The organism is Isoptericola sp. GX10416, assembly GCF_056590155.1.
Genome location: NZ_JBWPVO010000001.1, coordinates 369,918 through 395,410 on the forward strand (window position 1 = coordinate 369,918; position 25,493 = coordinate 395,410).

Here is a 25,493-nt window from a genome sequence, read left to right on the forward strand (position 1 = left end):
GGCACCGCACTACGGCCGCAACGGAGTCCATCCGAACGGCACCGGTCCGCTGACCGCGGCGCGGTCGAGGTCGGCCTGGTGGGACCAGCCCTGGCCCGCCCGTTCGCCAGGACGCCCGGCGGGCCCGCGGGCCACCCGGAACCCCAGGTCGTCGAGTCGCGCTCCGGGCACGCTGCCGCGTCGGACCGAGGCGCGCACGCTCCAGTGCCGGTCTGCCCAGCCGCCGCCCCGCAGGCTCCGATAGTCGGCGTACCGGGCGGTGTCGGCGTAGTCCCAGCACCACTCCCAGACGTTGCCGAGCATGTCGGCGAGGCCGAAGTCGTTGGGCTGCTTGAGCCCGACCGGCTGCGCCCCGTCGACGTGATCCGCATCGGTCCACGCGACGTCCGCCAGCGGGCCATAGGTCGGGCCGTCGGTGCCGGCCCGGCACGCCCACTCCCACTCGGCCTCGGTCGGCAGACGGAAGCCGTCGGCAGCCACGTCCCAGACGACGGACGACTCCCCGATCGCGTACGGCTCCGTCAGCCCTTCCTGGCGCGAGGCTTCGTTGCACCATGCGACGGCGTCGCGCCACGACACCGAGTGCACCGGCGCGTCACCCCGGGCGCCCTCCGGCACCATCGTTCCGCGCACCTGCGCGTACTGCGCCCATGTCACCGGGGTGCGAGCGAGCGCGAACTCGGTGAGCTCGACGTCGCGGGTCGTGCCGGTCCGTGCATCACGCAACGTGATCGTGCCGGCGGGCACGCGCACCACCTGCGACCGGAGGTCAACCATGCCCGCCCCCTACGCCAGGGCCCGTACGGTCGGCTGCCGCGCCACGACACCCGCGACAATCAGCACCTGCCCCAGCACATAGGTGGCCATGATCCAGAAGCCGGACATCGGCGGCACGACGTCGGCGAACGCGCCGAGCGCGATCATCGCGTCCGAGAAGAGGAACAGCAGTCCACCGAGCCAGGCCAACCGGTGCACGCCCGTGGCCAGCACGGCCATCATGGTCAGGAGCACCGCGTAGACGACGACGGCGGCCGCCAGCACGCCGGGCGCCCCCGGCAGGCACAGGGCCACCAGCACGACGGCGAGCGCCACGTAGATGGCGAGCATCGGCGGGCGGCGCAGCACCGACTCTCGCCAGGACGGCCAGAACGCCACCACGTAGACGACCTGGGCGCACAGGAACCCGCCGACCATCGCCAGGAACGCGGTGTCCCCGGTGAAGAGGTCGGGCAGGGTGTCACCGACCCAGGAGAAGCCGAGCGCCACCAAAACCAGGCGTACGAGCCGCGACCGGGGTGCCGCCGTCGTGCACCAGAGGGTGGCCGCGAGCGCCGGCATCAGCAGCCACTGCGTCGGGTCCGCGACCTCCTCCACGCCGGCCAGCTGAGCGATCAGGTGCACGACGGCGAGGGCGGCGAGGACGGTAGCCGCGACGCGGGCGCGGCGGGAGGTCAGCAGCGAGGGCTCCCCGGGAACGACATCGGTCACGCGGCGCAGCGTAGCGGTCAGAGCTCGATGGTCAGCAACCGTGAGCCGTGCGTGAACTCGTAGCCGAGGCTCGCGTACATCCCGTGCGCCCCCGAGGGGTTGGCCGTGTCGACGCCCAGGGACGCGTACTCCATGCCGTCGGCCGCCATGGCGCGCAGGGCGGCCGCGAGCGCCGCCAGGGCGGCCTTGCGTCCCCGGTAGGCGCGCCGCGTACCGAGCAGGGAGGTGTACCCGAAGGAGTAGCCGCGCACGGCGAAGTCCTCGTCGAACCGGTCGGCCATCTGGTAGCCGACGACGAGCGGCTCTCCGGCGCGCAGGGCGGCGGCGGTCTCGGCGTCGGTGTCAGGGTCGGCGAGCAGTGCGTCGACATCCGGGGCCTCGTCGAGCACGAGGAAGGACCATCCGGGCATGAACGCCGTCCGGTAGGAGGTCCACTGCTCGGCCGTCCGCGGCTCGCTGCCCCAGTGGTCACGGAACGCGTCGTTGTGCGCGAGGCGTGCGGCGTCGTCGAGCTCCGGCGCGAACGGGACCAGGCGCAACGACCCGTCGAGCGTGACGTCCGGCACCGGCGCGGCGTCGAGGTCGCGCAGGTCGCGGCGCAGGTCGGAGTAGAAGCGGCGCGGGGTGAACCCGAACCGCTCGTAGAGGCGCACGCGCGAGGGTGGGCTGTCGTCCTCGGCCATCGTGGCCAGGCGCGCGGGCAGCTCCTTGCCCGACGCCGCGAGCACCTGCCGACCGCGAGCCACCTGCCAGGCGAAGAGCTCGCGTCCGATCCCCTGCCCCCGCACCTGCGGGTGCACCCCGCCGAAGAGGAACGCCCGCACGGTCCGGGTGTCACCGGGCATCGACTCGACCATGGCGTAGGCGCGCAGTCGTCCCTCGCCGTCGACGCCGACGAGCGAGTCGGTGTCGAACCGCCGCCAGGGCGCCTGGAACAGCTCGGTCAGCTCCTCGATGGTCTCGCGGTAGGGCTCGGCGTCCGCCTCGGCGATGGTGTTGCGCAGCTCGAGGAGCGCTGCGGCGTCGCCCGGCGCGGCCGGCCGCCAGGTGAGGCCGCCGGCGGTGAGAGTGGGCAGGGACGCCGGCGCGTCGGCCCGGTCCGCGATGGGTGCGAGGTCGTTGCTCGTGTCGGCGGTGGTCATGGACCGAGGGTAGGTCTCACCAGGCGTCGGCTGCATCGTCTTTCGTGCCGTCACGGCTACGCTGAGCCGGTGACCTCGACGCTCGACCTCTCCGCTGCCGACGCCCGCGCCACCGCCCTGCGGGAGGCCTTGCGCACCCGTGTGGTGGTGGCCGACGGCGCCATGGGCACCATGATCCAGGCGGCAGACCCGTCGATGGACGACTACGAGCAGCACGAGGGCTGCAACGAGATCCTCAACGTGACACGGCCAGACCTCATCGGGAGCCTGCACGACGAGTTCCTGGCCGTCGGGGTGGACGCGATCGAGAGCAACACCTTCGGCGCGAACTGGTCCAACCTGTCGGACTACGGCATCGACGACCGCATCCGCGAGCTGGCCCGAGCGGGCGCTTCGATCGCCCGCGAGCGCGCCGACGCCTTCGCGACGCCGGACTACCCGCGCTGGGTGCTGGGTTCCATGGGTCCGGGCACCAAGCTGCCGTCGCTAGGGCACACCACGTACGACCACCTGCGCACCACGTTCGCCGAGCAGGCCGCCGGGCTGCTGGAGGGCGGCGCGGACGCCCTGCTGGTCGAGACCAGCCAGGACCTGCTGCAGACCAAGGCCGCGGTGACGGCGTGCCACGACGCGATCAGCGCCGTCGGACGCTCGGTCCCGGTGATCGCCTCGGTCACCGTGGAGACCACGGGCACGATGCTCATGGGATCGGAGATCGGCGCGGCGCTGACGGCGCTGCAGGCCGTCGGCGTCGACGCGATCGGGCTGAACTGCGCCACCGGGCCGGACCAGATGAGCGAACACCTGCGCCACCTCGCCCGGCACGCCGAGGTGCCCGTGACGTGCATGCCGAACGCCGGGCTGCCGGAGCTCGGCCCGGACGGCGCCGTCTACCCGCTCTCGCCCGAGGAGCTGGCCGCCGCGCACACGCAGTTCGTCGACGAGTTCTCCCTCGGCCTGGTGGGCGGCTGCTGCGGCACGACGCCGGAGCACCTGCGCCAGGTCGTCGAGGCGGTGCGCGGGCGCGCGCTGCGGCCGCGCGAGGTGGAGCGGGAGAACGGCGTCGCGTCCCTCTACTCGCACACCGACCTGTCGCAGGACGCGTCGTACCTGGCGATCGGCGAGCGGACCAACGCCAACGGGTCCAAGGCGTTCCGCGAGGCGATGCTGGAGTCCCGCTGGGACGACGTCGTCGACATCGCCCGCGCCCAGACGCGCGACGGCGCGCACCTGCTGGACGTGTGCGTCGACTACGTGGGGCGCGACGGCGTCGCGGACGTCCGGGAGGTCGTCTCGCGGCTCGCCTCGGCCTCCACGCTGCCGCTGGTGATCGACTCCACCGAGCCGGAGGTGGTCCGGGCCGGGCTGGAGCTCGTGGGCGGGCGCGCCGTCGTGAACTCGGTGAACTTCGAGGACGGCGAGGGGCCCGGCTCGCGGTTCCGGCGAGTGATGCCGGCCGTCGTCGAGCACGGCGCCGCGGTCATCGCGCTGACCATCGACGAGGAAGGCCAGGCGCGCACCGCGGAGAAGAAGGTCGCGATCGCCTCGCGCCTCATCGACACGCTCGTGGCCGACTGGGGCATGCGGGTGGACGACATCATCGTCGACACCCTCACGTTCCCCATCGCGACCGGCCAGGAGGAGACGCGCCGCGACGCCATCGAGACGATCGAGGCGATCCGTGAGCTCACGCGTCGCTACCCCGGCGTGCACACCACGCTGGGCGTCTCCAACGTGTCGTTCGGGCTCAACCCGGCCGCCCGCACGGTGCTCAACTCGGTGTTCCTGCACGAGGCCGTGCAGGCCGGTCTGGACTCCGCCATCGTGCACGCGGCGAAGATCCTGCCGCGCACCGCGATCCCGGACGAGCAGTGGGAGGCCGCGGAGAACCTCGTGTGGGACCGGCGCGTGTACGACGACGAGGGCAACCTCACGCACGACCCGCTGTCCCACCTGCTGGAGACGTTCTCCGGCGTGGACTCCGCGGCCCTGCGCGACCAGCGGGCGGCCGAGCTCGAGGCGCTGCCCGTCGGTGAGCGGCTCGAGCGGCGCATCATCGACGGCGCGCTGAAGGGTCTCGAGGGCGACCTCGACACGGCCCTGGCCGACGGGATGAAGGCGCTCGACATCGTCAACACCCACCTGCTGGGCGGGATGAAGGTGGTCGGTGAGCTGTTCGGCTCCGGGCAGATGCAGCTGCCGTTCGTGCTGCAGTCGGCCGAGGTGATGAAGTCCGCCGTCGCGCTGCTCGAGCCGCACATGGAGAAGGTCGAGGGCGCTGACGAGCAGACCAAGGGCACGATCGTGCTCGCCACCGTGCGCGGCGACGTGCACGACATCGGCAAGAACCTCGTCGACATCATCCTGACCAACAACGGCTACTCCGTGATCAACATCGGCATCAAGCAGCCGATCTCCGCGATGATCGAGGCCGCCGAGGAGCACGACGCCGACGTCATCGGCATGTCCGGGCTGCTCGTGAAGTCGACCGTGGTGATGAAGGAGAACCTCGCGGAGCTGGAGTCGCGGGGGCTCGCCAAGAAGTGGCCGATCCTGCTCGGCGGCGCGGCCCTGACACGGACCTTCGTCGAGGACGACCTCGCCTCGCAGTTCCCCGGCGTCGTGCGGTACGCCCGCGACGCGTTCGAAGGGCTGCGGCTCATGGAGCCGCTGGTCGCCGTCGCGCGCGGGGCGTCGGTCGACGACGTCGGCCTGCCCGCGCTGCGCAAGCGCCGGCACAACGTCGTCACCGTGACCGAGACGGCACCCGAGGACCTGCCGGCGCGCTCCGACGTCGCCGACGACAACCCCGTCCCCGCTCCCCCGTTCTGGGGCACGCGCGTGGTCAAGGGCATCCAGCTCGCGGACTACGCCGCGTACCTCGACGAGCGCGCGACGTTCATGGGCCAGTGGGGCCTCAAGCCGGGGCGCGGCGAGGACGGCGCCTCGTACGAGGAGCTCGTCGAGACCGAGGGCCGGCCGCGCCTGACCGAGTGGCTGTCGACCATCCGCCGGGACCAGGTCATGGACCCCACCGTGGTGTACGGATACTTCCCCGTGTGGTCCGAGGGGGACGACATCGTGGTCGCGCACCACGGGCCCGGCATGACCGCGCCGTCCGGACAGATCGGGGCGCACAGTGAGATCGGAGCGCCCGATGGCGGCTCTGGCGGTCAGCCGGGGACCGAGCGATTGCGCTTCACCTTCCCCCGCCAGAAGCGCGACCGGCACCTGTGCCTGGCGGACTTCGTGCGGCCGAAGTCGTTCGTCGAGGAGACGGGTCGTTTCGACGTACTGCCGATCCAGCTCGCGACGGTGGGTGAGCCGGTGTCCGCGTACACGGCCAAGCTGTTCGAGGCCAACAAGTACCGCGAGTACATGGAGCTGCACGGACTGTCCGTCCAGCTCACCGAAGCGCTGGCGGAGTTCTGGCACTCGCGGGTGCGCTCCGAGCTGGGGTTCGCCGACGAGGACCCGGAGAACGTCGAGGGCATGTTCAACCTGGAGTACCGGGGGTCCAGGATGTCGCTCGGGTACCCGGCGTGCCCCGACATGGAGGACCGGCGCAAGGTCGTCGAACTTCTGCGGCCCGAGCGGGTGGGGGTCACGCTGAGCGACGAGCTGCAGCTGCACCCGGAGCAGTCGACGGACGCGTTCGTGCTGCATCATCCCGAGGCCAAGTACTTCAGCGTGTGAGGCGGTCGTGAGGCGGCGCCGCGACGTTGGACGGCCGTGTCAGACCTGATCGGCGTCCAGCAGGGCGACCATCGCGTCTGCGGCCTGGGGCGCACCGGCCCGGCGGAGCGCTGCCACAGTCGATGAGTCGGTCGCTCCTGGGAGCCTCGTCACCGAGACACGATGCACGGCGAGCATCTCCGTAGGGCACGACCGGATGAGCCCGACAAGCAGTTCGTCGGGGTGCTGGACCACGAATCCGTACTGGTCCACGATCGTCTCCGGAAAATCCTTGAGGTTGCTCGTGCACAGGACATCCGCTCCGGACTCGACGGCCGCAGCCAGCACGTGGCGATCGCCCTCGTCCGGAAGTTCTGCCCCAGCGACTCGCTCGAGGGTCTCGTCGACGACCTGTGTGAGCGCATAGGGGAAGTGGGTGTTCATGAGCCTGACAAGCAGCGCGCCCGAGTCAGGAGTGAACCCGTCGATGTTCGCCTGGAGATCTCGGTCATCTCGTCGAGAATCGACTGGCTCCAGGCGATGGAGATGAGTTGCCGGGTGGCGGCGTAGAGCAGATAGTCCCGCAGAACCCGCGAGTAGAGGACGTTCGCGTCACTGAGGACGACCCGCGCCGGGACGGGGTCCTTCACTCGGTCAGACCCAGCTCGTTCTGGAGGTCGGCAAGCTCGGCCATCCCCTGCTCCATCCGAGCACGCTCGGCGGCCCGGAACCGGTGAATCGCGGAGAGTGGGATCCGGTGGTGCGAACCGACCTTTCGGTACGGCAGCACGCCATCGTCCATGAGCCGACGCACCCGCGGGCGAGACATCCCGAGCAGATCGGCAGCACGGGCCGGGGCGATCTCCTCATCAGGTTCGTCGGTGGCCGTCTTGTCGATGTGCATCCGCGCGTCGATCACGCCGGCGAGGTATTGGATCGTCGACAGGTGAAGGCGAACCTCCTGCTCGGGGGCGCCCCGCTGGATCGCGTCGTGCAGCGCAGCCGAATCACGGGCGAGGGTGTCGCTCATCTCCAACCTCCATCATCTGCAGCAAGTGATTCAACTGTACGACGCCACGTCGAGTCACGCGAGGACCCGTCGTCGACTTCCTCTGCGCTACCGAGCGCACGGTTCCTGCACTACCGATCTCGCATTCGGAGACAACAACGGCTTCGCGCGGCCGACATCCACCGTTCACCTCCTCATGACCGTGCCGTTCACACAGTCTTTCTACTGTGAACGCATCGTCCACAGCATGAGGAGCCCGCGTGACCCCGACCATCCTGTTCGACTTCGACGGCACCCTCGCTGTCGGTGACGGCCCCGTGCTCGCGTTCGCCCGGCAGGTCGCCGAGCATGCCGGGCCCGGGTACTTCGAGCGGGTCATGGCCACGTTGCGCGACCACGACGCCGGAACGGCCACACAGTTCCGCGATGGCTACGACGTCGTCGGCACCCTGGCCCGCCAGGACGGCGTCGACCCCGCCGCGCTGCAGCGGGCCTACCTGGCCAGCCGCCGCCTCCTCGGCACCCCCGAGGCACCCGTCGACGCAGCCCCCGGACTGGCGCAACTGCTGGAAGCACTCCCCCGCACCACCCTCGTCGTCCTCGCCACCAACGCCCCCGGCGTCGGCGTCGAACTCCTCCTGACCACGTGGGGCGTCCGCGAGCGCTTCACCGACCTGCACTACGAGGTCGGCAAGCCGGTCGGCCTGACGCCCATCGTCCAAGCCGCACTCGCAGACGGCCCGGTGCTCGCCGTCGGAGACATCGTCGAGAACGACCTGGCACCCGCCGCGGCGCTCGGTGCGGCGACAGCGCTGGTCGGCCCTGCGGCCGCCACACCGCCCACCGCCGTGACGATGCATGCGCGGACGCTCGACGCCCTCGCGCCCGCCGGTTGCGCCGGTACCGATGCCGCCGGCAGCGCCGACGACGGCGGCACCGAATGGCCCGAGTCCATCACCATGTCGCTGGTGCCATCCGTCGAGGGTGAGAACCTCGCCGAGGCGCTCGACCCGCTGACCGCCTACCTCTCCGAGGGTCTCGGCATCGAGGTGGAGGGTGTCGTCGCGAACGACTACACCGCCACGGTCGAGGCGCTCGGCGCCGACCAGTCGCAGGTGATCATCACCGACGCCGGGTCGCTGTACCAGGCGACCGAGCGCTACGGCGCCGAGCTGATCCTGCGCGACGTCCGCGTCGGCGCCACGTCCTACGCCGCCGTCGCCTACACGAACGACCCGGACACCTACTGCGAGGACGAGCCGATGCTCGCCACCTACGAGGCGAGCGGCATCGAACTGTCCTACTGCAACGGCCTGGAGGAGGCCGGCGCCGTGGCGACCGGTCAGGGTCCGGCGGCCGCCGAGACCTTCGGCGACCTGGCCGGCGCGAAGGTCGCGCTGCAGGCCGCCACCTCCCCCGCGGGCTACCAGTACCCGGTGGTCCTCATGCGCGAGGCCGGCCTCGACACCGACGCCGACATCACGCAGATCCCCGTCGAGGGCAACAACAACGCCGTGCTCGCCGTCGCGAACGGTGACGCCGAGGTCGGCTTCGCCTACTGGGACGCCCGCACCACCGTGGTCGAAGAGGTCCCCGACATCGCCGACAAGGCCGTGGCCTTCGCCTACACCGAGATGATCCCCAACGGGGGCGTCGCCGTCACCGACAGCCTGCCCGACGACCTCGTCGCCGAGCTCACCACGCTGATGGACGACTACGCAGAATCCTCCCCCGAGGCCGCCGACATCATGTTCGAGCTCGTCGGCCTGTCCGACTGGACGGCCGAGACCGCCGACGACGAGATCGCCCGCTACGGCGAGGTCCTCGAGCAGTTCGCCGGCTGACCAGGAGCACCCCCACCCATGACTCTCGACACCCGAGCGGAGGCCGGGCCCACCCCGGCCTCCGCCGCGTGGCCGATCCGCCTCGACGGCGTCTCGGTCACCTACCCCAACGGCACGGCCGCCCTGCGCGACATCTCCCTGACCATCGAGGCCGGTGAGATGGTCTCGGTGGTCGGTCTGCCCGGCTCCGGCAAGTCGACGCTGATCCGCACGCTCAACGGGCTCGTGCCCGTCACGAGCGGCACCGTGACCGTCGGCCCGCACACCGTCACCGGCCTGTCCGGCCGCCGTCTGCGGCAGGTGCGCGGGCACGTCGGTATGATCTTCCAGGGCTTCAACCTCGCCACGCGCGTCGACGTCTACCGCAACACGCTGGTCGGCCGCTTCGCGCAGGCGGGCGCCCTGCGCGGGTTCCTCGGCGTCCCGACCGCGCACGACCGCGACGTCACCCTCGCGGCCCTGGACATGGTCGGCATGCTCGACAAGGTCTGGACGCGCGCCGGGTCCCTGTCCGGCGGGCAGCAGCAGCGCGTCGCCATCGCGCGGGCGCTGTCCCAGGAGCCGAGCATCATGCTCGCCGACGAGCCCGTCGCCAGCCTCGACCCGCCCACCGCGCACGCCGTGATGGGAGAGCTGGAGCGTATCAACGCCGACCACCACCTCACGGTGCTGGTCAACCTGCACCTCATGGACCTCGCCCGGCAGTACACGCGCCGCATGATCGGCCTGCGCGGCGGCGAGGTCGTCTACGACGGCCCCGCCGCCGAGGCCACCGAGGCCGACTTCGAGCAGATCTACGGCCGTCGCATCCGTCCGCAGGACCGCCTCGGGGGCCGCACATGACCCCGGGCACGACGGCGGAGCCCGCCACCCGCTCCGAGCTCCCGCCCCGGCCGCGCACCTGGCCGCGCCGCACGCTCATCGTCTCGGCGCTGGCGGCGTTCACCGTGGCGACCTGCCTGCCCGCGATCGGCGGCGTCGAGATCGACCTGGGCGCCATCGCGCAGAACTGGCGCCACGGCGCGGCCAACCTGTCCGCGCTGCTGCAGCCGAACTGGGCCTTCGTCCCGCGCACCGTCCAGCCGATGCTGGAGACGCTGCAGATGGCGTTCGTCGGCGCGGCGATCGCCGCCGCGCTGTCTATCCCGCTCACTCTCTGGGCCGCGCGCCCCACCAACCTGAACACCGTCACCCGCACCGCGGTGCGCGCCGTGATCAACGTGGTCCGCGCCGTCCCGGACCTCGTCTGGGCGACCATCCTGGTGGCGATGGTGGGCGTCGGCGCGCTGCCCGGCCTGCTTACCCTCGTGCTGTTCGACGTCGGGATCGTCGTCAAGCTCGTCTCCGAGGCCATCGACTCGAACGACCACCCCGACCTCGAGGCGGCCCGCGCCGGCGGGGCACGGCAGCACCAGATGAACCGTGGCCTCGCGCTCCCCCAGAACCTCCCGCTCTTCGCCAACCAGTGGCTCTACGCGCTCGAGCTGAACGTCCGCATCTCGGCGATCCTCGGCATCGTCGGCGCGGGCGGCATCGGCCGCCTCCTCGACGAGCGGTTCGGGTTCTTCGCCTACGGCGACGTCTCGGTCATCATCCTCGAGATCCTCGTCGTGGTGCTGATCATCGAGGCCGCCTCCCACCTGCTGCGCCGGAGGCTTGCATGAGCACCATGCTGCAAAGCACCACCGCCACGGCGAGCCCCGCCGTCGCCCTGCCGCCGCGCCCGTCACACCTCACCCAGACGGCCGCGACCGCCGTCGTCGGCCTCGTGCTCCTGGTCGCCACCGCCACCCTGGACGTCGAGTGGGCTGACCTGCGCGCGCTGCCCGCCGCCGTGGCCGAGTACGGCGTGCTGATGTTCGCCGACCCCGACTGGTCGCGCCTGCCACGCGCCCTGTTCGAGATGTGGCGCTCGATCTCCATGGCATGGCTCGGCGCGATGCTCTGCGTGGTCGTGTCGATCCCGCTCGGCATGCTCGCCGCCGACGGCGTCGGACCGGCCTGGCTGCGCCTCGCCCTGCGCGGACTCTTCGCCGTCATCCGCGCCGTGCCCGAGGTGATCATCGCCCTCGTGCTGCTCACCGTCACCGGGCTCACGCCGTTCACCGGCGCGCTCGCCCTCGGCATCGCCGGGATCGGCACGCAGGGAAAGTGGACCTACGAGACCGTCGAGACGCTGCGCGACGGCGCCGCGGACGCCGTGCGCGCGGCCGGCGGCGGACGGGCCGCCGTCGTCCGCTGGGCGCTGTGGCCGGCCGCCCTTCCGGCGCTGCTGTCGTTCGCGCTCTACCGGTTCGAGATCAACATCCGCATGTCCGCCGTGCTCGGCATCGTCGGCGCGGGCGGCATCGGGAGCATGCTCGCGAACTACACGAACTATCGTGCGTGGGACACCGTCGGCATGCTGCTGATCGTCGTGGTCGTCACCACGATGGCCGTCGACGCCGTCTCGGGCGCGCTGCGCCGCCGCATCATGGAAGGGCCCTGACGTGACCTGGACCGGATCCACCGATGCTCCCCCGACGGCACGCATCAGCGCCCTGTTGCCCTCGATGCACCCCGGCGAGCGCCGCGTCGCCGAGGCCGTCGCCGCCGACCTCGGTGCCGCCGTCGAACGCTCCGCCCAGCAGGTGGCCGACGACGTCGGCGTGGGCCGTGCGACCGTCGTCCGCGCCGCGCAGACCCTCGGGTACGAGGGCTACCCGCAGCTACGTGTCGCGGCAGCCCGCGAGCTCGCACTGCGCACGACGGCGGATGCCCCGGCCGACGGCACCATGCTCGGTGTGCTGCGCGAGTCCGTCGCCCGGTTCGCCGCCCGCCTCGGCCACACCGTCTCGGGCCTCACCGAGGAGGTGCTGCAGGACTTCGTCGCCGCGCTCGACGACGCCGGGCGCGTGCTCGTCGTCGCCAACGGCCTCTCCTCGCCGCTCGGCCTCGACCTCGTGCTGCGCCTGACGTCGGCGGGCCGGCCCGCGGAGCTGCTGCAGGACGCGCTTGCGCAACGGATTGCAGCACGCCAGCTCGGCCCCGATGCCGTCTGCCTCGTCGTCTCCGGGTCCGGCACCAACGACGCCACGCTCGCCGTCATGCGCGCGGCGCACGACGGCGGCACCCCGGTCCTGGCGATCACCTCGTTCGCGCAGTCCCCCGTCGCCCAGCTCGCCGACACGGTGCTCGTCGTCCCGCCGGTCAACGACTCGTTCCGCGACGAGCTGATGCACACGTCCCGAGCCGCGCTGATGCTGGTGACCGAGGCGCTCGTCGAGGCACTCGTCATCCGGCGCGGCGACCGCGGCCGCGACGCCCGAGCCGCCGCGCTGGGCGAGCTCGGCTCGACGATCCAGGAGTAGTCGGCGGGGTCCGCAAGGTGGCTGCAGGACGTGGGTGGATCGAGCGTCGGCGCTCTGCTACTCGGCGGGATCGACGACGATCAGCCCCAGGCCGACGGCGACCTCCTTCATGCGGAGGTCGTGCGTCACCACGGTGATGCCGTCGGAGGCGAGCAACGTGGCCGTCCCCAGATGAATGGCGTCCAGCGAGCGAAGATGCTGCCCGGTGCTGATCGTCGAGGCGGCGCGCACGACGTCGTCGTCGATGTCGATCAACCACAGCGCCGACAGCACCGACACGCTCAGTGCCAGCGAGAACCGTTCGCGTTGGAGGACGCGAGACATCTCCACCTGCAGGAGCTTGGACGAGTAGATCTCCTCGCCCGCGTTCCGTGCGGCCGTCCACCAGGCGCGCACGGCCGCGCTACCCGGGTCATCCAGGATCATGCGGAGCGCGATCGACGAGTCGATGTACGCCACCACGTCAGTGGTCGCCCTTCGACTCGTCGATGAGCTGGTCCAGCGAGAGGCCGGACCTGGCCGCGACGAGGTCAGGAAGCGGCGTATCAGGCGCCGACGGCGGCGTGATCCGCCCCTCGGCCTTCTTGCGCTCCAGCCACGTCGCCTGATCCGTGGCGGGCACGAGGCGTGCCACCACACGCCCGTGCATCGAGATCTCCAGCTGCTCACCCTCCTGCACCTCACGGAGCACCCGGGAGGTCTGCTGGTTGAGCTCCGTGATGCTGATCACTCGCATGAGTCCAGCGTCCCACAAAGTAGAAGATCCTTCTACTAGTCGTTCCACGCTACCGATCGCACGGTTCCTGCGCTACCGATCTCCCCCCAGTCTGACGCCGTGACCTGCACCGGATCCACCGAAGCGCCCCCGACGGCGCATCAGCCCGCGGCCGCGAGGCCCGGGCCGTCGCGCTGGGCGAGCTCGGCTCCACGATCCAGGAATGACGAGCTGCCTGGAAGCTGCCGATCAGCCGTCTTCTCCAGGCACGAGCCCGAGGTAGCGCGACACGGCTTCCTCGATCTCGGCGATGCTCGCGGGGTCGAGATAGTCGACAGGGTCGCCCCGCCCTGCCCGAGGCACTGCTCGCGCCGTCGTTGGCGTCGTTGCTCGAACGGTCCGGGCTGCCCGCGCCCGCCGCCGCCCGCTACGCCGAGCACATGCGCCAGGAGGGCGCCCTACGGGCCGCACTGAACTGGTACCGCGCGCTGCCCCTGGGCGGCAGGCCCGTCGGCAGGTCCCGTGTTCCCCCCACGTACGTGGGGGGCAACCGCGATGTCGCCCTGGGTCGTCGCGCCGCCGAGGACACCGAGCAGTACGTCCGCGCGCCGTACCGGTTCGTCGAGCTCGATGCGGAGCACTGGCTGCCGGAGCTCGCACCCGACGACGTGGCGGACGCGTTGGTCGACCGCGCAGCGACGACAGGCTGACCGGCAGGACGGACCCGCCAAACGTCGTGACGGCGGGCGACGTCCGAGGCACCATGGAGCCATGCCCCCGCCGACTCGTGACGGAATCGTCGTCAGCCCTGCCCTGACCATCCCCCGGGGCGAGCTGACCGAGCGGTTCTCGCGCTCCTCCGGTCCCGGCGGGCAGGGCGTGAACACGACCGACTCCCGCGTCGAGCTGTCCTGGGACGTCAGCCGCTCGGCGGTGCTGAGCGACGTCCAGCGCGAGCGGCTCGTCGCGCGGACGGGTCATCGTCTGGTCGACGGCGTCCTCACGGTAGCGGCGTCCGAGCACCGCGAGCAACGGCGGAACCGGGACGCGGCGGCACACCGTCTGGCGGCGCTCGTCGCCGACGCCGTCGCCCCGCCTGGCCCGCAGCGTCGCGCCACCCGGCGCACCCCCGGGTCCCAGGAGCGGCGACTGACCACCAAGAAGCAGCGCTCCACGACGAAGCGGCTCCGCTCGTCCCGGCCGTCGCGCGACGACTGACCGAATCAGCGCCTACAGATCCACGACGCGACGCAGCCCGGTATCGACGGCACGGAGTAGGTTGTCAGGAAGCACCGCACCCGTCGGGTCGACAACGCTCCGGTCGACCGTCGTCGGCTGCGAGACATTCACCACGGAGTCCTTCGGCAGCCCCGCGGCGGCTGCCGGCACGAATACGTTGCCAGGATGGCGCGCCAACGCCGTGTTCGATGTCATGGGGAGTACGACAACCGTCGCGATCAGCGACGCGTTGTACTGGTCGGACTGAACGACAACGGCGGGCCTCCTCTTGGCCGGAGCCCTTCCCCGCGGCGATACCCCAGCGCCATCAACGCCGGCTTGGTGCACAGACCGTCAGCGAGCGCCGTCGTCGTCCTCAGGCGCGGGCTGACCGGAAGACGGGATCTCGCAGACGCCGGTCACCGGGTCGCACGCCACGGCGTCGTCGGCCCCGACGAACGCCAGCGGCTGCACGTCGGACTCAGGCATCGACGTGCTCCCATGCCTGGACGATCGCCTGACCGTAGGCCTCGGTCGGCACGGCCCCGGGGATGCCGATCCGGCGTCCGAGCACGGTGAAGGGCACGCCGCGAGCGCCCAGCGCGATCGCCTCCTCGTGCTCGGCACGCACCGCGTCGGCGTACCGGTCGGTGGCGAGGACGTCGCGGATCTCGGACTCGGGGATGCCGATCCCGGTGCCGAGCCGGACCAGGGTGTCATGGGCGAACGCCCCGTCCTCACCACCGAAGAGCGCGGCCTGCATCGCCGTCATGTACTGCCAGCCGACCCCGTGCTCGTTGCCGAGGTGTACCAGACGCAGCAGGTCCAGGGTGTTCTGGACGGGGTGGTTCGGTGCGTAGGCGAGCCCCTCGGCCCGCGCGAGCTCGGCGACCTGCGCCTCCATCTGCTCGGCCTGCTCGACGGGCAACCCCTTCTTGGCCGAGAGATAGTCGACGACGGGCGTCGGCGTCGCCGGGAAGTCGGGGTCGAGCTGGAAGGTGCGGATCCGCACGTCGATGCGGTCGGCGTGCGGCGAGTCCTTGATCGCGGCCTCGAGCCGCGCGTCGCCGATGTAGCACCAGGGGCACAGGACGTCGGACCAGACCTCGATCTCGAGGCGGGTGTCAGGAGAAGTCACGGCCAGTACAACTCCCGTGCGCGCGGATCATTCCGGGTGACGCCTGTGACGCTAGAGTACGCAGACCGAAGAGGGAGGCCAGCCGTGGGTTCGACGATCCGTGACGTCGCGAGCGCCGCAGGCGTCTCGCTCAAGACGGTCTCGAACGTGCTGCACGACCACCCGCACGTGCGCCCCTCGACGCGCGAGCGGGTGCTCCAGGCGATCGACGACGTCGGGTACCGGCCGAACCTCTCGGCGCGCGGGCTCCGCTCCGGCCGTACCGGAGTCATCGGTCTGGCCGTGCCGGCGCTGCGCGAGAACTACTTCGCGGAGCTGGCCGACGCGGTGATCCGCTCCGCGGCGCAGCGCGGCGTCAGCGTCCTGGTGGAGCAGACGGGCGGCGACCGCGAGGCGGAGCTCCTCGCCGTCGCGGGCACGTCCAGGCCGCACTTCATCGACGGGCTGCTGTTCAACCCGATCAGCCTCGGTCAGTCGGACGCGAGCACGCTCGACACGAACATCCCCGTGGTGCTGCTCGGCGAGCGGATCTTCGACGGGCCGACGGACCATGTCACGATGCACAACGTCAGCTCGGCGCGCGCGGCGGTGGAGCACCTCATCGGCATCGGCCGCCGCCGTATCGCCGTCGTCGGGGCAGATCCCGACGCCGAACGCGCCGGGGACCTCAGCTCCGCGACCCTGCGCACCCGCGGGTACCGCCAGGCGCTGGAGAACGCCGGCCTGTCGGTCGACCCGCGACTGGTCCGGCCCGCCGAGCACTGGAGCCGGGCGGCCGGCGCGGCCGCGACCAGGGCGCTGCTCGACGAGCGCATCGCCTTCGACGCCGTCTTCGCCCTGAACGACACGCTCGGCCTCGGGGCCATCCGCACGCTCAGCGCGTCCGGTGTGTCGATACCGCAGGACGTCGCCGTGATCGGCTTCGACAACATCGAGGAGTCGCAGTACTCCACGCCGTCGATGACGACGGTCGACGCGGGGCGGGAGCAGATCGCGGACCAGGCCGTCGCCCTCCTGCTCGACCGCATCGGTCCGAGCCGGAGCACCGCGCCACCGCAGACGGTCAAGCCCGAGTTCCGGATCGTGCAGCGGGAGTCGACCGGGTTCTCGGCCCCCGACTGACGCTCCGGCCCACGCGCGGTGCGGCCGGTGGGACGAACCCTCCGACCGCACCGCGCGTGCGAGCCCGTTGCGCTCAGTCGCCGCTGACCGTGAACAGTCGCGGCAGGAAGTCGATGACCGACTTCTGCCAGACGTCCCAGCTGTGCGGCCCCGGGATGATCGGCGCGAACTCATGGTTCACGCCGCGGCCCTCCATGGCGGACACCAGTTGCAGGGTCGCGCCGTAGGTGAAGTCCTGGACGTCGCCCGAGTACACCCGCAGCAGCCGGGTGCCCTCGTTGATGGCCTCGACGTCCGCGTCGGCCGGCGGGCCACCGAACGCCGACATGGCGCCGATGTAGCCGAACTCGCCGGGGTGCGCCCACAGGGTGCTGAGCGTGTGGCCCGAGCCCATGGACAGGCCCGCGAGCGCCCGCTGGTCGCTCTCGGAGCTGACGTGGTACTGCTCCTCGGCGGCCGGCGCGATACGCGTGGTCATCTCCGTGGGGAAGTCCACCCCGTTCCCGTCGGCCATGACGACCACCATCGGCACGATGGTGCCCTGGAGGTAGTGGTTGTCGAGGATCCGGTCGATGTAGCCCACCTCGAGCCAGTCGGTCCAGGTCTGCCCGCCGCCGTGCTGCAGGTAGAACACGGGGTAGGCCTCGGCGCGGTCCGGGTCGTAGTCCGGCGGCGTCCACACGTACGCGGAGCGCTCCTGCCCGCCGCCGGCGGTGCTGGCGTAGCTCATCACGCTGACCTCGCCGCGCTCCTCGGCCGGCACCTCGGCCGTGTACCGGCCACGCAGGTTGTCGCCCCCGACGGCGAAGGTGCTCCACGTCGGCTCGGAGAACACGCTCGTGGGGTTCACCTCGTCCTTGTGGTCGACGCCGTCGACGACGAACTTGTAGTAGTAGGAGCCGCCGTCGACGGCGAGCGACAGGCGCCACGACCCGTCGTCCTGCTGCACCATGGGGGTACGCGGCCAGCTGCCGGACGGCCCGAAGTTGCCCCAGACGGTGACGTTGTTCGCGTCGGCGAACTCGGGGCCCATCTCGAAGGTGACGACGCCGTTGTCGTCGATCCACGGCGTCGGGGTCGTCCCCGGGGCCGGCAGCTCGTGCTCGACGAACGGCAGGTGGCCCTCGCTCGGGCCCTCGTCCTCGACGTCCTGGAAGAGCCGCTGCGCGAAGTCGTGCAGGTTCTTCTGGTACGTGTCCCACGTGCCACCGGTCTCGGGATCGGACCCGTCGGACTGGAAGTCGACGCCCGCGCCGGTCAGGGTCTCGGCCAGCGCCACCGTGTCGTCGTACCCGGGGTCGGTGACGTTGCCCGCGTAGAGACGGATCATCTCGGTCGACCTGTTGATCTGCTTGACCTTGCCGCGGTGCAGCCGCTTGTCCAGGCCGCCCGAGAACGAGCCCACGTAGGCGAAGTCGCGCGGCTTGTGGACGAGCGCCTGCAGCGCCTGCTCCGCGCCGCGGCCGATCCCGGCGATCGCGCGCTCCGAGCCGTCCTTCGACACGTTGAGCTCACGCTCGGCCGTGCGGAAGAGGTCCCGGGGCACGCCGTGATGCCCGACGGCGTCACCGTCTCCCATGACGACGACCATCGGCTCGGCATCGCCGTCGAGCGTCAGGTTGTCCATGATCTGGCCCAGGCGGCCGAGCTCCGCCCACTCGCGGTGGCTCTGCCCTTCGTCCTGCACCAGGTACAGCACCGGGTAGGGCTCCGCACGGTCCTCGTCGTAGCCGGGCGGCGTCCACACGAGCGCCTCGCCGTCGCGCTTCGGCCCCTTGCCGTCGAGCGGTGCGAGCTCACCGCCGTCGTCCACGTCGGCGAGCCACTCCGCCCCCGGACCGGGGACGAACAGCGTGCTGTACGTGGGCTGCGACGTCACCTCCTGCGGGGCGTCGGGGTTGCGGAACGCGACCGCGTCCTGGTCGGCCGCGGGACGCACGGCGTACTGGTAGTAGTACAGGCCGGGCTCGAGAGGTCCGTGCGTCGCGGTGAGGTCCGACCCGCTGGCCCCCATGTTGAGATCGGTCCATGCCTTGCCGGGGCCGAAGTTTCCTTGCACGGCGACGAGACCGTCCTCGATGCCGGTCGCCTCGGCCACGGCCTCCGAGGGCACCGTGAACTGGTAGACGTCCGAGATCGGGTTGTCCGGCACCTCGCTGACCCAGGGGTCCTCGCTCACGGCGTCCGCCGCGGCGGGCTGGGCGGCCATCATCGCGGACGCCCCCATGCCGGCCGCGGCCACGATCGCGAGTGCTCTTCGCCCTCGCCGGTTCGGCAGGGCAGCGGCCCTCGCGTGAGATTCCATCACCATCGACTTGCCTCTCGTTAGCAGCTCGATTCCGTCGGACACGAGGACCGGCAGCAGTGCCGTGCCCCGCCAGAGGGATCCACGACGGGGAGGAAAGCTGGTTACAACGTCGTAATCCCGCTACGCACAGAATGAGGGCACGTCACAGGCGTGTCAAGAGATGGCGGACGCCCCCCGGCCTGTGCCGGGGGGCGTCCGGTTCGAAGATACGTCGAGGACTACCGGATCACCAGACGCGGGTCCGACCGGCTCCGGCGGGCAGCGTCGCCAGCGGACCGGCCGGGTAGGTCTGCCCAGCCTCCCGCGGGGCGCCGAGGAGGTCGGTGCCGATGACGACCGGCGACCCGTCGGGCTCCTCGAAGTCCGCGTCGGCGACCCTCGCCCGCGGCAGGTCGGCGCCCGTCACAGGACCGCTCCACCCGGTGGTCACCAGCTCGGGTAGGTCCGTCTCGAGGTAGACCTCGTCACCCTCGTCGACGACGGCGAACCGCACCGGGGCGTCGAGCACGACGGCGTCCCGCTCGGCCTCGTAGGAGCGGGCACCGTTGGCATAGACGTTGTGCTGGATGTACGCGGCCTGGCGCACGCCGAGGAACCGCGAGTGGTCCCCCACGGTCTCGTTGACCGCGACCAGGTACCCCTCGAAGTCGGGCGGGCAGCCGTCGTACCCCGCCGTGCCGTAGGAGCTCACGCCGTAGCCGTCGCTCCCGGGACGGTACGCCGCACCCAGGTCTCCACCGAGGAACACGTTGCCGATGTAGCGGTCGTCTCCCCCGTCGATGATGGCGAACCCGGCCACCTGGGTGCTGTGCGGGCGGTGGTACGGCGTGGCACGGTCGAGCACCGCCTCCAGCCGCACGGCGCCGGCGACGAGGTTGTTCACGATCGCGCCGCCCTGGCTGAAGACCTCCAGCGCGACCTCCGAGGCGAGGACGTTGTTGTCCACCACGTACGGACCGTGACTGACCTCGACGAACAGGTCACGGGTGTTCGCGTAGAAAACGTTGCGGGACACGCGCGTCCCCTGGGTCTGCCAGTCGAGCCAGGTGCCCAGGGTGCAGTCGTGGATGCGGTTGTGCACGATCTGCACGTCGATCGCGGCATGCAGCTTGATGCCGCCGATCTCGTACCCGTAGAACTCCCGCTTGGTCCCGATGTGGTGGATGTGGTTGTCCTCGATCCGCGAGAACACCGCACCGAGGTGCCCGACGACGCCGTTCTGCCCGCAGTCGAAGATCGTGTTGCGGCGCACCAGGTGGGAGCCGACGTGCTCGCGGTCCCACCCGATCTGCCGGGCGGAGAACACGGACTCGAGCTGGTACTGGTAGCCGGGCTTGTCGCCACGGTGGAACGAGAAGTTGTGACCGGTCGAGGCCTCCTTGCCGAGCGAGATCGCCGAGCACTTCGCATCGTGGATGACGTTGTCCTCGATGATCCAGCCCTTGGCCCAGCCGGGACCGACCAGACCCGGCTGGTCGGCCGTCGGCGGCGCCCACGGCGTCGCCGCCTGAGCGAGCTCGAACCCACGCACGGTGATGTAGTCGAGGTGATGGTCGGTCGGGTAGAACACCGACCGGCGCACGTTGACCTCCACGAGGTGGGCGTGGGGGTCGGCGCCCTGGAAGTTGGCCCACACGGTGGTCACGTCCGGGCCGACCTCGGCGTACCAGACGTAGCGCGTCTGCTCGGGGTCGTCGATGACCTGGGCCGTCCCCGTCCAGCCGTCGATGTTCTCGGTGCGCCGGGGCGGGTCCGCGACCGCGGCGCGATCCTGCACCTCGTAGAAGCTGCGCCCGTCGAGGTACACGTCCCCGAGGTGCGTGGTGCCGCCTCCGGCCGGCGGCACCAGCCAGTCGCCCTCCATGACCTCGGCGAACGGGTTGAAGTCGCCGAACACGGCGTTCGGCACCTCGGCCCGCCAGACGGTGCCGTGCTCCTGGGTCCAGCTCGTCACCGGCTCCGACCCCTTGATCACCACATGTTCGCCCGGGGCGGCCTCGTAGGTGATGCGACGGGCGTCGCTGAGGCCGCCACGAGCGGGCTTGACCCATTCACGGTACTCACCGGCGTGCACGCGGACGGTGTCGCCCGGTCCGGCCAAGGCTGCGGCGCGGTTGATCGTGCGCAGCGGAGCGGTCTCGCTCCCCGCCGCTTCGTCCGATCCGGTGGTGGCGACGTGGTAGATGGTCATGAGGCTTCCCTTCGGGCGACGATGCCTGAGGTCGGGCGGTCTGAGCGAAACCTTTTCGCTCAACCTTTCGGCGCACGTCAGGCTAGACATCCGGCGCGCGCCCCGGCAACCCTTGACACTCCCGGCCGCGATTCCTACGCTGACGCGGGAAAACGTTCGCCAACGGCGCAGAAACGTTTCGTCGACAAGGGAGTCCGAGAAATTGACCACGCTTCGCAGCAGCGAGTGGTACGGGGGCGACGACCGCAACGCCTACCTGCACCGCGCATGGATGCGCCGCGGCGTCCCCTCCGCCGCCTTCGACGGTCGGCCGCAGATCGCCGTCGCCAACACCGCATCGGACCTCACGCCCTGCAACGCGCACCTCGACGAGGTCGCGCAGTCGGTGAAGAACGGCGTCTACGAGGCGGGCGGGATCCCGCTGAACCTTCCCGTCATGTCGCTCGGTGAGACCCTCGTCCGGCCCACGGCCATGCTCTGGCGCAACATGGCCGCCATGGCCATGGAGGAGATGTTCCGCGCCAACCCCGTCGACGGCCTGGTGCTGCTCGGCGGGTGCGACAAGACCATCCCCGCGCTGCTCATGGCCGCGGCCTCGGTGGACCTTCCCGCCGTCGTCGTCCCGGGCGGACCGATGCTCAACGGCACCTTCCGCGGCGAGCTGCTCGGGTGCGGGACCGGCGTGTGGAAGCTGAGCGAGGAGGTCCGGGCGGGTCGCCTCGACCAGGAGACGTTCCTGCGCTCCGAGTCCTCGATGATCCGCAGCCGCGGGCACTGCAACACGATGGGGACGGCCTCCACCATGGCTGTCATGGCCGAGGCGCTCGGCATGACGATCCCCGGGCTGGCCGGCACCCCCGCCGCGGACAGCCGCCTGCTGGAGTCGGCGCACGCCTCCGGCCGGCTCGCCGTCGAGCAGGTGTCGGCGGGACGCACGATCAGCCAGGTCATCACGCGCGGCTCGTTCCTCAACGCGATCGTGGCCCTCGCCGCCGTCGGCGGCTCGACCAACGCCGTCGTGCACCTCCTGGCGATCGCCGGACGGCTCGGCATCGGCCTCACGCTCGACGACTTCGACCGCGTCGGCGCCGACGTGCCGCTCCTGGTGAACCTGCAGCCCGCGGGCACCCACCTCATGGAGGACCTGTTCCGCGCCGGTGGTCTGCTCGCGGTCCTGGACCAGGTGGCCGACCTGCTCGACGACGAGCCGATCACCGTGACCGGCCGCCCGCTCGCCGGCTACCTCGGCAGCAACGACGTGTGGGACGCCGACGTCATCGCTCCGCGCTCCGAGCCCCTCGCACCCGACGCCGGCATCGCCGTCCTGCGCGGCAACCTGGCCACGGACGGCGCCATCATCAAGCCGGCCGCAGCCACCCCGGACCTCCTGGTGCACCAGGGCCGCGCCGTCGTCTTCGACTCGATCGAGGACTTCCACGCGCGCATCGACGACCCCGACCTCGACGTCGACCCGACGTCCGTCCTGGTGCTGCGCGGCTGCGGACCGAAGGGCTACCCGGGCATGCCCGAGGTGGCCAACCTGCCGCTGCCGCCGAAGATCCTCGCCCAGGGCGTGCGCGACATGGTGCGCATCTGCGACGGGCGGATGAGCGGCACCGCGTACGGCACCGTCGTGCTGCACGTCGCCCCGGAGGCGGCGGCCGGCGGCAACCTCGCACTCGTCCAGGACGGTGACGAGATCCTCCTCGACGTGCCGGCGCGCCGGCTCGAGCTCCTCGTCCCCGACGACGAGCTCCGCTCACGTCGTGTCCCGGCGGCCACGGCCGACGGGTTCGCCGCGCCCGACCGCGGCTGGGAAAGGCTGTACGTGGACCACGTGCAGCAGGCAGACACCGGCGCGGACCTCGACTTCCTCGTCGGCTCGAGCGGTGCGGAGGTAGCACGTGAGTCCCACTGACACTCCCCCGGCGCAGGACGCCGGGACGCCAGGAGCCATCGTCCGGGTCGCGGGGGCCGACCGGCCACGATGGGCCGTCCGGGCCGACGACGGCGGGCTGCGCGGTCTGGGCACCTCGCTCGCCGCGCTGCTCGGCCTGCCGCTCGACGAGGCCCGGCACGTGGTGGCCGCGGCCCTCGCCGACGGCCCTGTGGTCGACGCCGGTGGCGACCTGCTGCCACCGGTCGACGAGCAGGAGGTCTGGGCTGCCGGGGTCACCTACCGGCGCAGCCGGGACGGGCGCACCGAGGAGTCGACCGACCCCTCGATCTACGACCGCGTGTACACCGCGGAGCGACCCGAGCTGTTCTTCAAGTCGACGGCCGCACGCGTGGTGACCGACGGCGACGACGTCGGCATCCGCGCGGACTCCGGCTGGGACGTGCCGGAACCGGAGCTGGGGCTGGTCGTGAACCGGTCCGGGGCCGTGTTCGGGTACGTGGTCGGCAACGACATGAGCAGCCGCTCGATCGAGGGCGACAACCCGCTGTACCTCCCCCAGGCCAAGGTCTACAGCCGCTCGTGCGCGCTCGGGGCCGAGATCGTCCCCGTCTGGACCGCTCCGGCCGGCCCCTGGCCTGTCCGGGTCACCATCGAGCGCGACGGCGGCACGGCGTTCTCCGGGACCACGTCGACGAGCGAGCTCGCCCGTGATCTCGACGACCTCGCGGAGTGGCTCGTGCTCGCCCTGGACCTCCCGGCCGGCGCCGTCCTGCTCACCGGCACCGGCATCGTCCCCGGCGCCGACTTCACCCTCGCTGCGGGCGACGTCGTCCGGATCGAGATCGACGGGATCGGAACCCTGACCAACAGCGTCGTCGTGGTAGGACGCCGCCTGCACGCCGAGGAGTCGCGATGAACCAACCGAACGCACCCGCACCCACGTCGGACGCCGACTACGAGCAGGTCGTGTCCGCCGCCGCGGCAGCAGCGGCGCCCGTCGCCGCCGCGACCCCCGGAGACCGGGCCGGGTGGCTCGAGGCCGTCGCCGCCGCGCTCGCCAACGCGGCTGACGAGCTCGTCGAGATCGCCCAGGACGAGACCCGGCTCCCCGAGCCGCGGCTGCGGGGCGAGCTGGTGCGCACGACGTTCCAGCTCGGTCTCTTCGCCGACGTCCTGCGCGAGGGGTCCTACCTCGGCGTGCGCGTCGACCACGCCGACCCCGAGTGGGGCACGGGCCCCCGGCCCGACCTGCGCCGCATGCAGCGCCCGCTCGGCCCGGTCGCGGTCTGGGCCGCCAGCAACTTCCCGTTCGCGTTCTCCGTGGCGGGCGGTGACACCGCCTCGGCGCTGGCCGCCGGGTGCCCTGTCGTCGTCAAGGCGCACCCGGGACACCTGCGCCTCTCGCAGCGCACGGCACAGGTCGTGACGAACGCCCTGCACGAGGTGGGCGCCCCCGACGGGACCTTCGCGCTCGTCGTCGGCACCGACAACGGGCGGCTGCTCGTCACCGACCCGCGGATCAAGGCCGGCTCCTTCACCGGGTCGCTGGCCGGCGGCCGGGCCCTGTTCGACCTCGCGGCCGCCCGACCCGAGCCCATCCCGTTCTTCGGAGAGCTCGGCAGCGTGAACCCGGTCTTCGTGACACCCGGCGCCGCCGCCGAGCGGTCGCAGGACGTCGCCGAAGGGTTCCTCGGGTCCGTGACGCTCGGTGTGGGCCAGTTCTGCACCAAGCCGGGACTCGTCTTCGTCCCGTCCGGTTCCGGACTGGTGGACCGCCTCGCCGAGGGCGCCGCCGGGCTGCCGGGCGCCCCCATGCTGAACGACCGCATCCGGGAGGGGTTCGCCACGGCGGTGGGTGAGCTCGCCGCACGACCCGAGGTCACGGTGCTCGCGGGCAGCGCCGAGGTGGCGGAGGAGCCCTCGCTGGCGCTCTTCACCACCACCTACGACCAGCACGCCCGGGCCCGCGAACAGCTCGAGGTCGAGTGCTTCGGCCCGGCCGCCCTCATCGTCTCCTACGACGACCCGGCACAGCTCCTCGAGGCCGCGGCCGCGATCGAGGGCCAGCTCACCGCCACGGTCCAGGGCACCGAGGCGGAGGCGGGTGTCGTCGGCCCGCTGCTGGACGTCCTCGCCGACCGAGCGGGGCGCGTGCTGTGGAACGGCTGGCCCACCGGGGTGTCGGTGACCCACGCGATGGAGCACGGCGGCCCCTACCCGGCGACCATGGCCGCGTCGACGACGTCGGTCGGGACGGCCGCCGTCGAGCGGTTCCTGCGGCCGGTGAGCTACCAGTCGGTGCCCGACGACCTGCTGCCGCCGCCGTTGCAGGAGGCGAACCCGTGGGGCGTGCCGCGGCGCGTCGACGGCGTCCTGCAGATCCCCTGACCGGA

The 25,493-nt window shown here is 71.5% G+C and carries 24 protein-coding genes; 12 read left to right on the forward strand and 12 right to left on the reverse strand.

Features of this window, described 5'->3' with window-relative positions:
• Window positions 1-9 precede the first annotated feature (9 nt).
• From ACWAT2_RS01860 to ACWAT2_RS01870, 3 genes are read right to left on the reverse strand one after another with little or no spacing between them, the layout of a single operon-like run.
• Window positions 10-777: a formylglycine-generating enzyme family protein gene (locus tag ACWAT2_RS01860; RefSeq protein ID WP_402371566.1), complete on the reverse strand. Its 768-nt coding sequence runs from the start codon at window positions 775-777 to the stop codon at window positions 10-12.
• Window positions 778-786: 9 nt separating this feature from the next.
• Complete coding sequence (locus ACWAT2_RS01865; protein ID WP_402371564.1) at window positions 787-1,488, reverse strand: lysoplasmalogenase family protein; 702 nt, start codon at window positions 1,486-1,488, stop codon at window positions 787-789.
• 17 nt (window positions 1,489-1,505) lie between these two features.
• Window positions 1,506-2,630 (reverse strand): GNAT family N-acetyltransferase, encoded by a 1,125-nt coding sequence (locus ACWAT2_RS01870; protein WP_402371563.1) that lies wholly within the window; start codon window positions 2,628-2,630, stop codon window positions 1,506-1,508.
• Window positions 2,631-2,699: 69 nt separating this feature from the next.
• On the opposite strand from ACWAT2_RS01870, the gene metH reads away from it, so the two are divergent.
• Window positions 2,700-6,326 carry a methionine synthase gene (gene metH / locus ACWAT2_RS01875; protein WP_402371561.1) on the forward strand — a complete coding sequence of 1,209 codons (3,627 nt, stop codon included), beginning with the start codon at window positions 2,700-2,702 and terminating at the stop codon, window positions 6,324-6,326.
• Between the two features lie 39 nt (window positions 6,327-6,365).
• Here metH and ACWAT2_RS01880 read toward each other — a convergent pair whose 3' ends face one another.
• Both ACWAT2_RS01880 and ACWAT2_RS01885 read right to left on the reverse strand, forming a co-directional pair.
• Window positions 6,366-6,749 carry a hypothetical protein gene (locus ACWAT2_RS01880; protein WP_402371559.1) on the reverse strand — a complete coding sequence of 128 codons (384 nt, stop codon included), beginning with the start codon at window positions 6,747-6,749 and terminating at the stop codon, window positions 6,366-6,368.
• A gap of 202 nt (window positions 6,750-6,951) precedes the next feature.
• The gene (locus ACWAT2_RS01885; protein ID WP_402371558.1) at window positions 6,952-7,335 is read right to left on the reverse strand and encodes a helix-turn-helix domain-containing protein; all 384 of its coding nucleotides are present in this window, start codon (window positions 7,333-7,335) and stop codon (window positions 6,952-6,954) included.
• A gap of 239 nt (window positions 7,336-7,574) precedes the next feature.
• On the opposite strand from ACWAT2_RS01885, the gene phnD reads away from it, so the two are divergent.
• Genes phnD through ACWAT2_RS01910 form a run of 5 tightly spaced genes read left to right on the forward strand, consistent with a single transcriptional unit; the run spans window position 7,575 to window position 12,508 of the window.
• Window positions 7,575-9,158, forward strand: a complete 1,584-nt coding sequence (phnD, locus tag ACWAT2_RS01890) for a phosphate/phosphite/phosphonate ABC transporter substrate-binding protein (RefSeq protein ID WP_402371556.1) — start codon at window positions 7,575-7,577, stop codon at window positions 9,156-9,158.
• Window positions 9,159-9,176: 18 nt separating this feature from the next.
• A complete protein-coding gene (gene phnC / locus ACWAT2_RS01895) occupies window positions 9,177-10,001 on the forward strand; it encodes a phosphonate ABC transporter ATP-binding protein (RefSeq protein ID WP_402371555.1) in 825 nt (274 codons plus the stop codon).
• The gene (phnE, locus tag ACWAT2_RS01900; RefSeq protein ID WP_402371553.1) at window positions 9,998-10,822 is read left to right on the forward strand and encodes a phosphonate ABC transporter, permease protein PhnE; all 825 of its coding nucleotides are present in this window, start codon (window positions 9,998-10,000) and stop codon (window positions 10,820-10,822) included. Before phnC ends, phnE (ACWAT2_RS01900) begins: the two co-directional genes overlap by 4 nt.
• On the forward strand, window positions 10,819-11,646 hold the full coding sequence (gene phnE, locus ACWAT2_RS01905; RefSeq protein WP_402371552.1) for a phosphonate ABC transporter, permease protein PhnE: 828 nt from the start codon (window positions 10,819-10,821) through the stop codon (window positions 11,644-11,646). Before phnE (ACWAT2_RS01900) ends, phnE (ACWAT2_RS01905) begins: the two co-directional genes overlap by 4 nt.
• A gap of 1 nt (window position 11,647) precedes the next feature.
• Window positions 11,648-12,508, forward strand: coding sequence for a MurR/RpiR family transcriptional regulator (locus ACWAT2_RS01910; protein WP_402371550.1), 861 nt, complete (start codon window positions 11,648-11,650; stop codon window positions 12,506-12,508).
• 57 nt (window positions 12,509-12,565) lie between these two features.
• On the opposite strand, the gene ACWAT2_RS01915 is transcribed toward ACWAT2_RS01910, so the two are convergent.
• Together ACWAT2_RS01915 and ACWAT2_RS01920 are read right to left on the reverse strand one after the other, a co-directional pair.
• Entirely contained in the window at window positions 12,566-12,967 is a 402-nt protein-coding gene (locus ACWAT2_RS01915) for a type II toxin-antitoxin system VapC family toxin (protein WP_402371549.1), read from the reverse strand.
• A 4-nt stretch (window positions 12,968-12,971) separates the two neighbouring features.
• Window positions 12,972-13,244, reverse strand: coding sequence for a type II toxin-antitoxin system Phd/YefM family antitoxin (locus ACWAT2_RS01920; protein ID WP_402371548.1), 273 nt, complete (start codon window positions 13,242-13,244; stop codon window positions 12,972-12,974).
• Between the two features lie 365 nt (window positions 13,245-13,609).
• Between ACWAT2_RS01920 and ACWAT2_RS01925 the strand changes: the two genes are divergently transcribed.
• Both ACWAT2_RS01925 and arfB read left to right on the forward strand, forming a co-directional pair.
• Window positions 13,610-13,933 carry an alpha/beta fold hydrolase gene (locus tag ACWAT2_RS01925; RefSeq protein ID WP_402371546.1) on the forward strand — a complete coding sequence of 108 codons (324 nt, stop codon included), beginning with the start codon at window positions 13,610-13,612 and terminating at the stop codon, window positions 13,931-13,933.
• 61 nt (window positions 13,934-13,994) lie between these two features.
• On the forward strand, window positions 13,995-14,441 hold the full coding sequence (arfB, locus tag ACWAT2_RS01930) for an alternative ribosome rescue aminoacyl-tRNA hydrolase ArfB (protein WP_402371545.1): 447 nt from the start codon (window positions 13,995-13,997) through the stop codon (window positions 14,439-14,441).
• Window positions 14,442-14,453: 12 nt separating this feature from the next.
• On the opposite strand, the gene ACWAT2_RS01935 is transcribed toward arfB, so the two are convergent.
• Genes ACWAT2_RS01935 through ACWAT2_RS01945 form a run of 3 tightly spaced genes read right to left on the reverse strand, consistent with a single transcriptional unit; the run spans window position 14,454 to window position 15,579 of the window.
• Entirely contained in the window at window positions 14,454-14,789 is a 336-nt protein-coding gene (locus ACWAT2_RS01935; protein WP_402371543.1) for a type II toxin-antitoxin system PemK/MazF family toxin, read from the reverse strand.
• Window positions 14,790-14,795: 6 nt separating this feature from the next.
• On the reverse strand, window positions 14,796-14,930 hold the full coding sequence (locus tag ACWAT2_RS01940; protein ID WP_402371541.1) for a hypothetical protein: 135 nt from the start codon (window positions 14,928-14,930) through the stop codon (window positions 14,796-14,798).
• Window positions 14,923-15,579: a DsbA family oxidoreductase gene (locus ACWAT2_RS01945; protein ID WP_402371540.1), complete on the reverse strand. Its 657-nt coding sequence runs from the start codon at window positions 15,577-15,579 to the stop codon at window positions 14,923-14,925. Before ACWAT2_RS01945 ends, ACWAT2_RS01940 begins: the two co-directional genes overlap by 8 nt.
• An 84-nt stretch (window positions 15,580-15,663) precedes the next feature.
• On the opposite strand from ACWAT2_RS01945, the gene ACWAT2_RS01950 reads away from it, so the two are divergent.
• Window positions 15,664-16,701 (forward strand): LacI family DNA-binding transcriptional regulator, encoded by a 1,038-nt coding sequence (locus ACWAT2_RS01950; protein ID WP_402371538.1) that lies wholly within the window; start codon window positions 15,664-15,666, stop codon window positions 16,699-16,701.
• A gap of 73 nt (window positions 16,702-16,774) precedes the next feature.
• Here ACWAT2_RS01950 and ACWAT2_RS01955 read toward each other — a convergent pair whose 3' ends face one another.
• Window positions 16,775-18,943 (reverse strand): alpha/beta hydrolase, encoded by a 2,169-nt coding sequence (locus tag ACWAT2_RS01955; protein ID WP_402371536.1) that lies wholly within the window; start codon window positions 18,941-18,943, stop codon window positions 16,775-16,777.
• Window positions 18,944-19,235: 292 nt separating this feature from the next.
• Window positions 19,236-21,200 carry a right-handed parallel beta-helix repeat-containing protein gene (locus tag ACWAT2_RS01960; protein WP_402371534.1) on the reverse strand — a complete coding sequence of 655 codons (1,965 nt, stop codon included), beginning with the start codon at window positions 21,198-21,200 and terminating at the stop codon, window positions 19,236-19,238.
• 202 nt (window positions 21,201-21,402) lie between these two features.
• Between ACWAT2_RS01960 and ACWAT2_RS01965 the strand changes: the two genes are divergently transcribed.
• The 3 genes from ACWAT2_RS01965 to ACWAT2_RS01975 are packed head-to-tail and all read left to right on the forward strand — an operon-like array spanning window position 21,403 to window position 25,488.
• Window positions 21,403-23,118 carry an IlvD/Edd family dehydratase gene (locus ACWAT2_RS01965; RefSeq protein ID WP_402371533.1) on the forward strand — a complete coding sequence of 572 codons (1,716 nt, stop codon included), beginning with the start codon at window positions 21,403-21,405 and terminating at the stop codon, window positions 23,116-23,118.
• A complete protein-coding gene (locus tag ACWAT2_RS01970) occupies window positions 23,105-24,016 on the forward strand; it encodes a fumarylacetoacetate hydrolase family protein (protein ID WP_402371532.1) in 912 nt (303 codons plus the stop codon). The genes ACWAT2_RS01965 and ACWAT2_RS01970 overlap by 14 nt, the downstream gene beginning before the upstream one ends.
• The gene (locus ACWAT2_RS01975; protein ID WP_402371531.1) at window positions 24,013-25,488 is read left to right on the forward strand and encodes an aldehyde dehydrogenase (NADP(+)); all 1,476 of its coding nucleotides are present in this window, start codon (window positions 24,013-24,015) and stop codon (window positions 25,486-25,488) included. The genes ACWAT2_RS01970 and ACWAT2_RS01975 overlap by 4 nt, the downstream gene beginning before the upstream one ends.
• Window positions 25,489-25,493 lie beyond the last annotated feature (5 nt).

Bases quoted from the DNA above. Each gene is read 5' to 3' on its own strand.
- ACWAT2_RS01885 (WP_402371558.1), bottom strand. From the start codon at position 7,335: ATGAGCGACACCCTCGCCCGTGATTCGGCTGCGCTGCACGACGCGATC.
- ACWAT2_RS01940 (WP_402371541.1), bottom strand. From the start codon at position 14,930: ATGCCTGAGTCCGACGTGCAGCCGCTGGCGTTCGTCGGGGCCGACGAC.
- ACWAT2_RS01870 (WP_402371563.1), bottom strand. From the start codon at position 2,630: ATGACCACCGCCGACACGAGCAACGACCTCGCACCCATCGCGGACCGG.
- ACWAT2_RS01975 (WP_402371531.1), top strand. From the start codon at position 24,013: ATGAACCAACCGAACGCACCCGCACCCACGTCGGACGCCGACTACGAG.
- ACWAT2_RS01880 (WP_402371559.1), bottom strand. From the start codon at position 6,749: ATGAACACCCACTTCCCCTATGCGCTCACACAGGTCGTCGACGAGACC.
- ACWAT2_RS01920 (WP_402371548.1), bottom strand. From the start codon at position 13,244: ATGCGAGTGATCAGCATCACGGAGCTCAACCAGCAGACCTCCCGGGTG.
- arfB (WP_402371545.1), top strand. From the start codon at position 13,995: ATGCCCCCGCCGACTCGTGACGGAATCGTCGTCAGCCCTGCCCTGACC.
- phnE (WP_402371552.1), top strand. From the start codon at position 10,819: ATGAGCACCATGCTGCAAAGCACCACCGCCACGGCGAGCCCCGCCGTC.
- phnE (WP_402371553.1), top strand. From the start codon at position 9,998: ATGACCCCGGGCACGACGGCGGAGCCCGCCACCCGCTCCGAGCTCCCG.
- phnC (WP_402371555.1), top strand. From the start codon at position 9,177: ATGACTCTCGACACCCGAGCGGAGGCCGGGCCCACCCCGGCCTCCGCC.
- ACWAT2_RS01960 (WP_402371534.1), bottom strand. From the start codon at position 21,200: ATGACCATCTACCACGTCGCCACCACCGGATCGGACGAAGCGGCGGGG.
- ACWAT2_RS01860 (WP_402371566.1), bottom strand. From the start codon at position 777: ATGGTTGACCTCCGGTCGCAGGTGGTGCGCGTGCCCGCCGGCACGATC.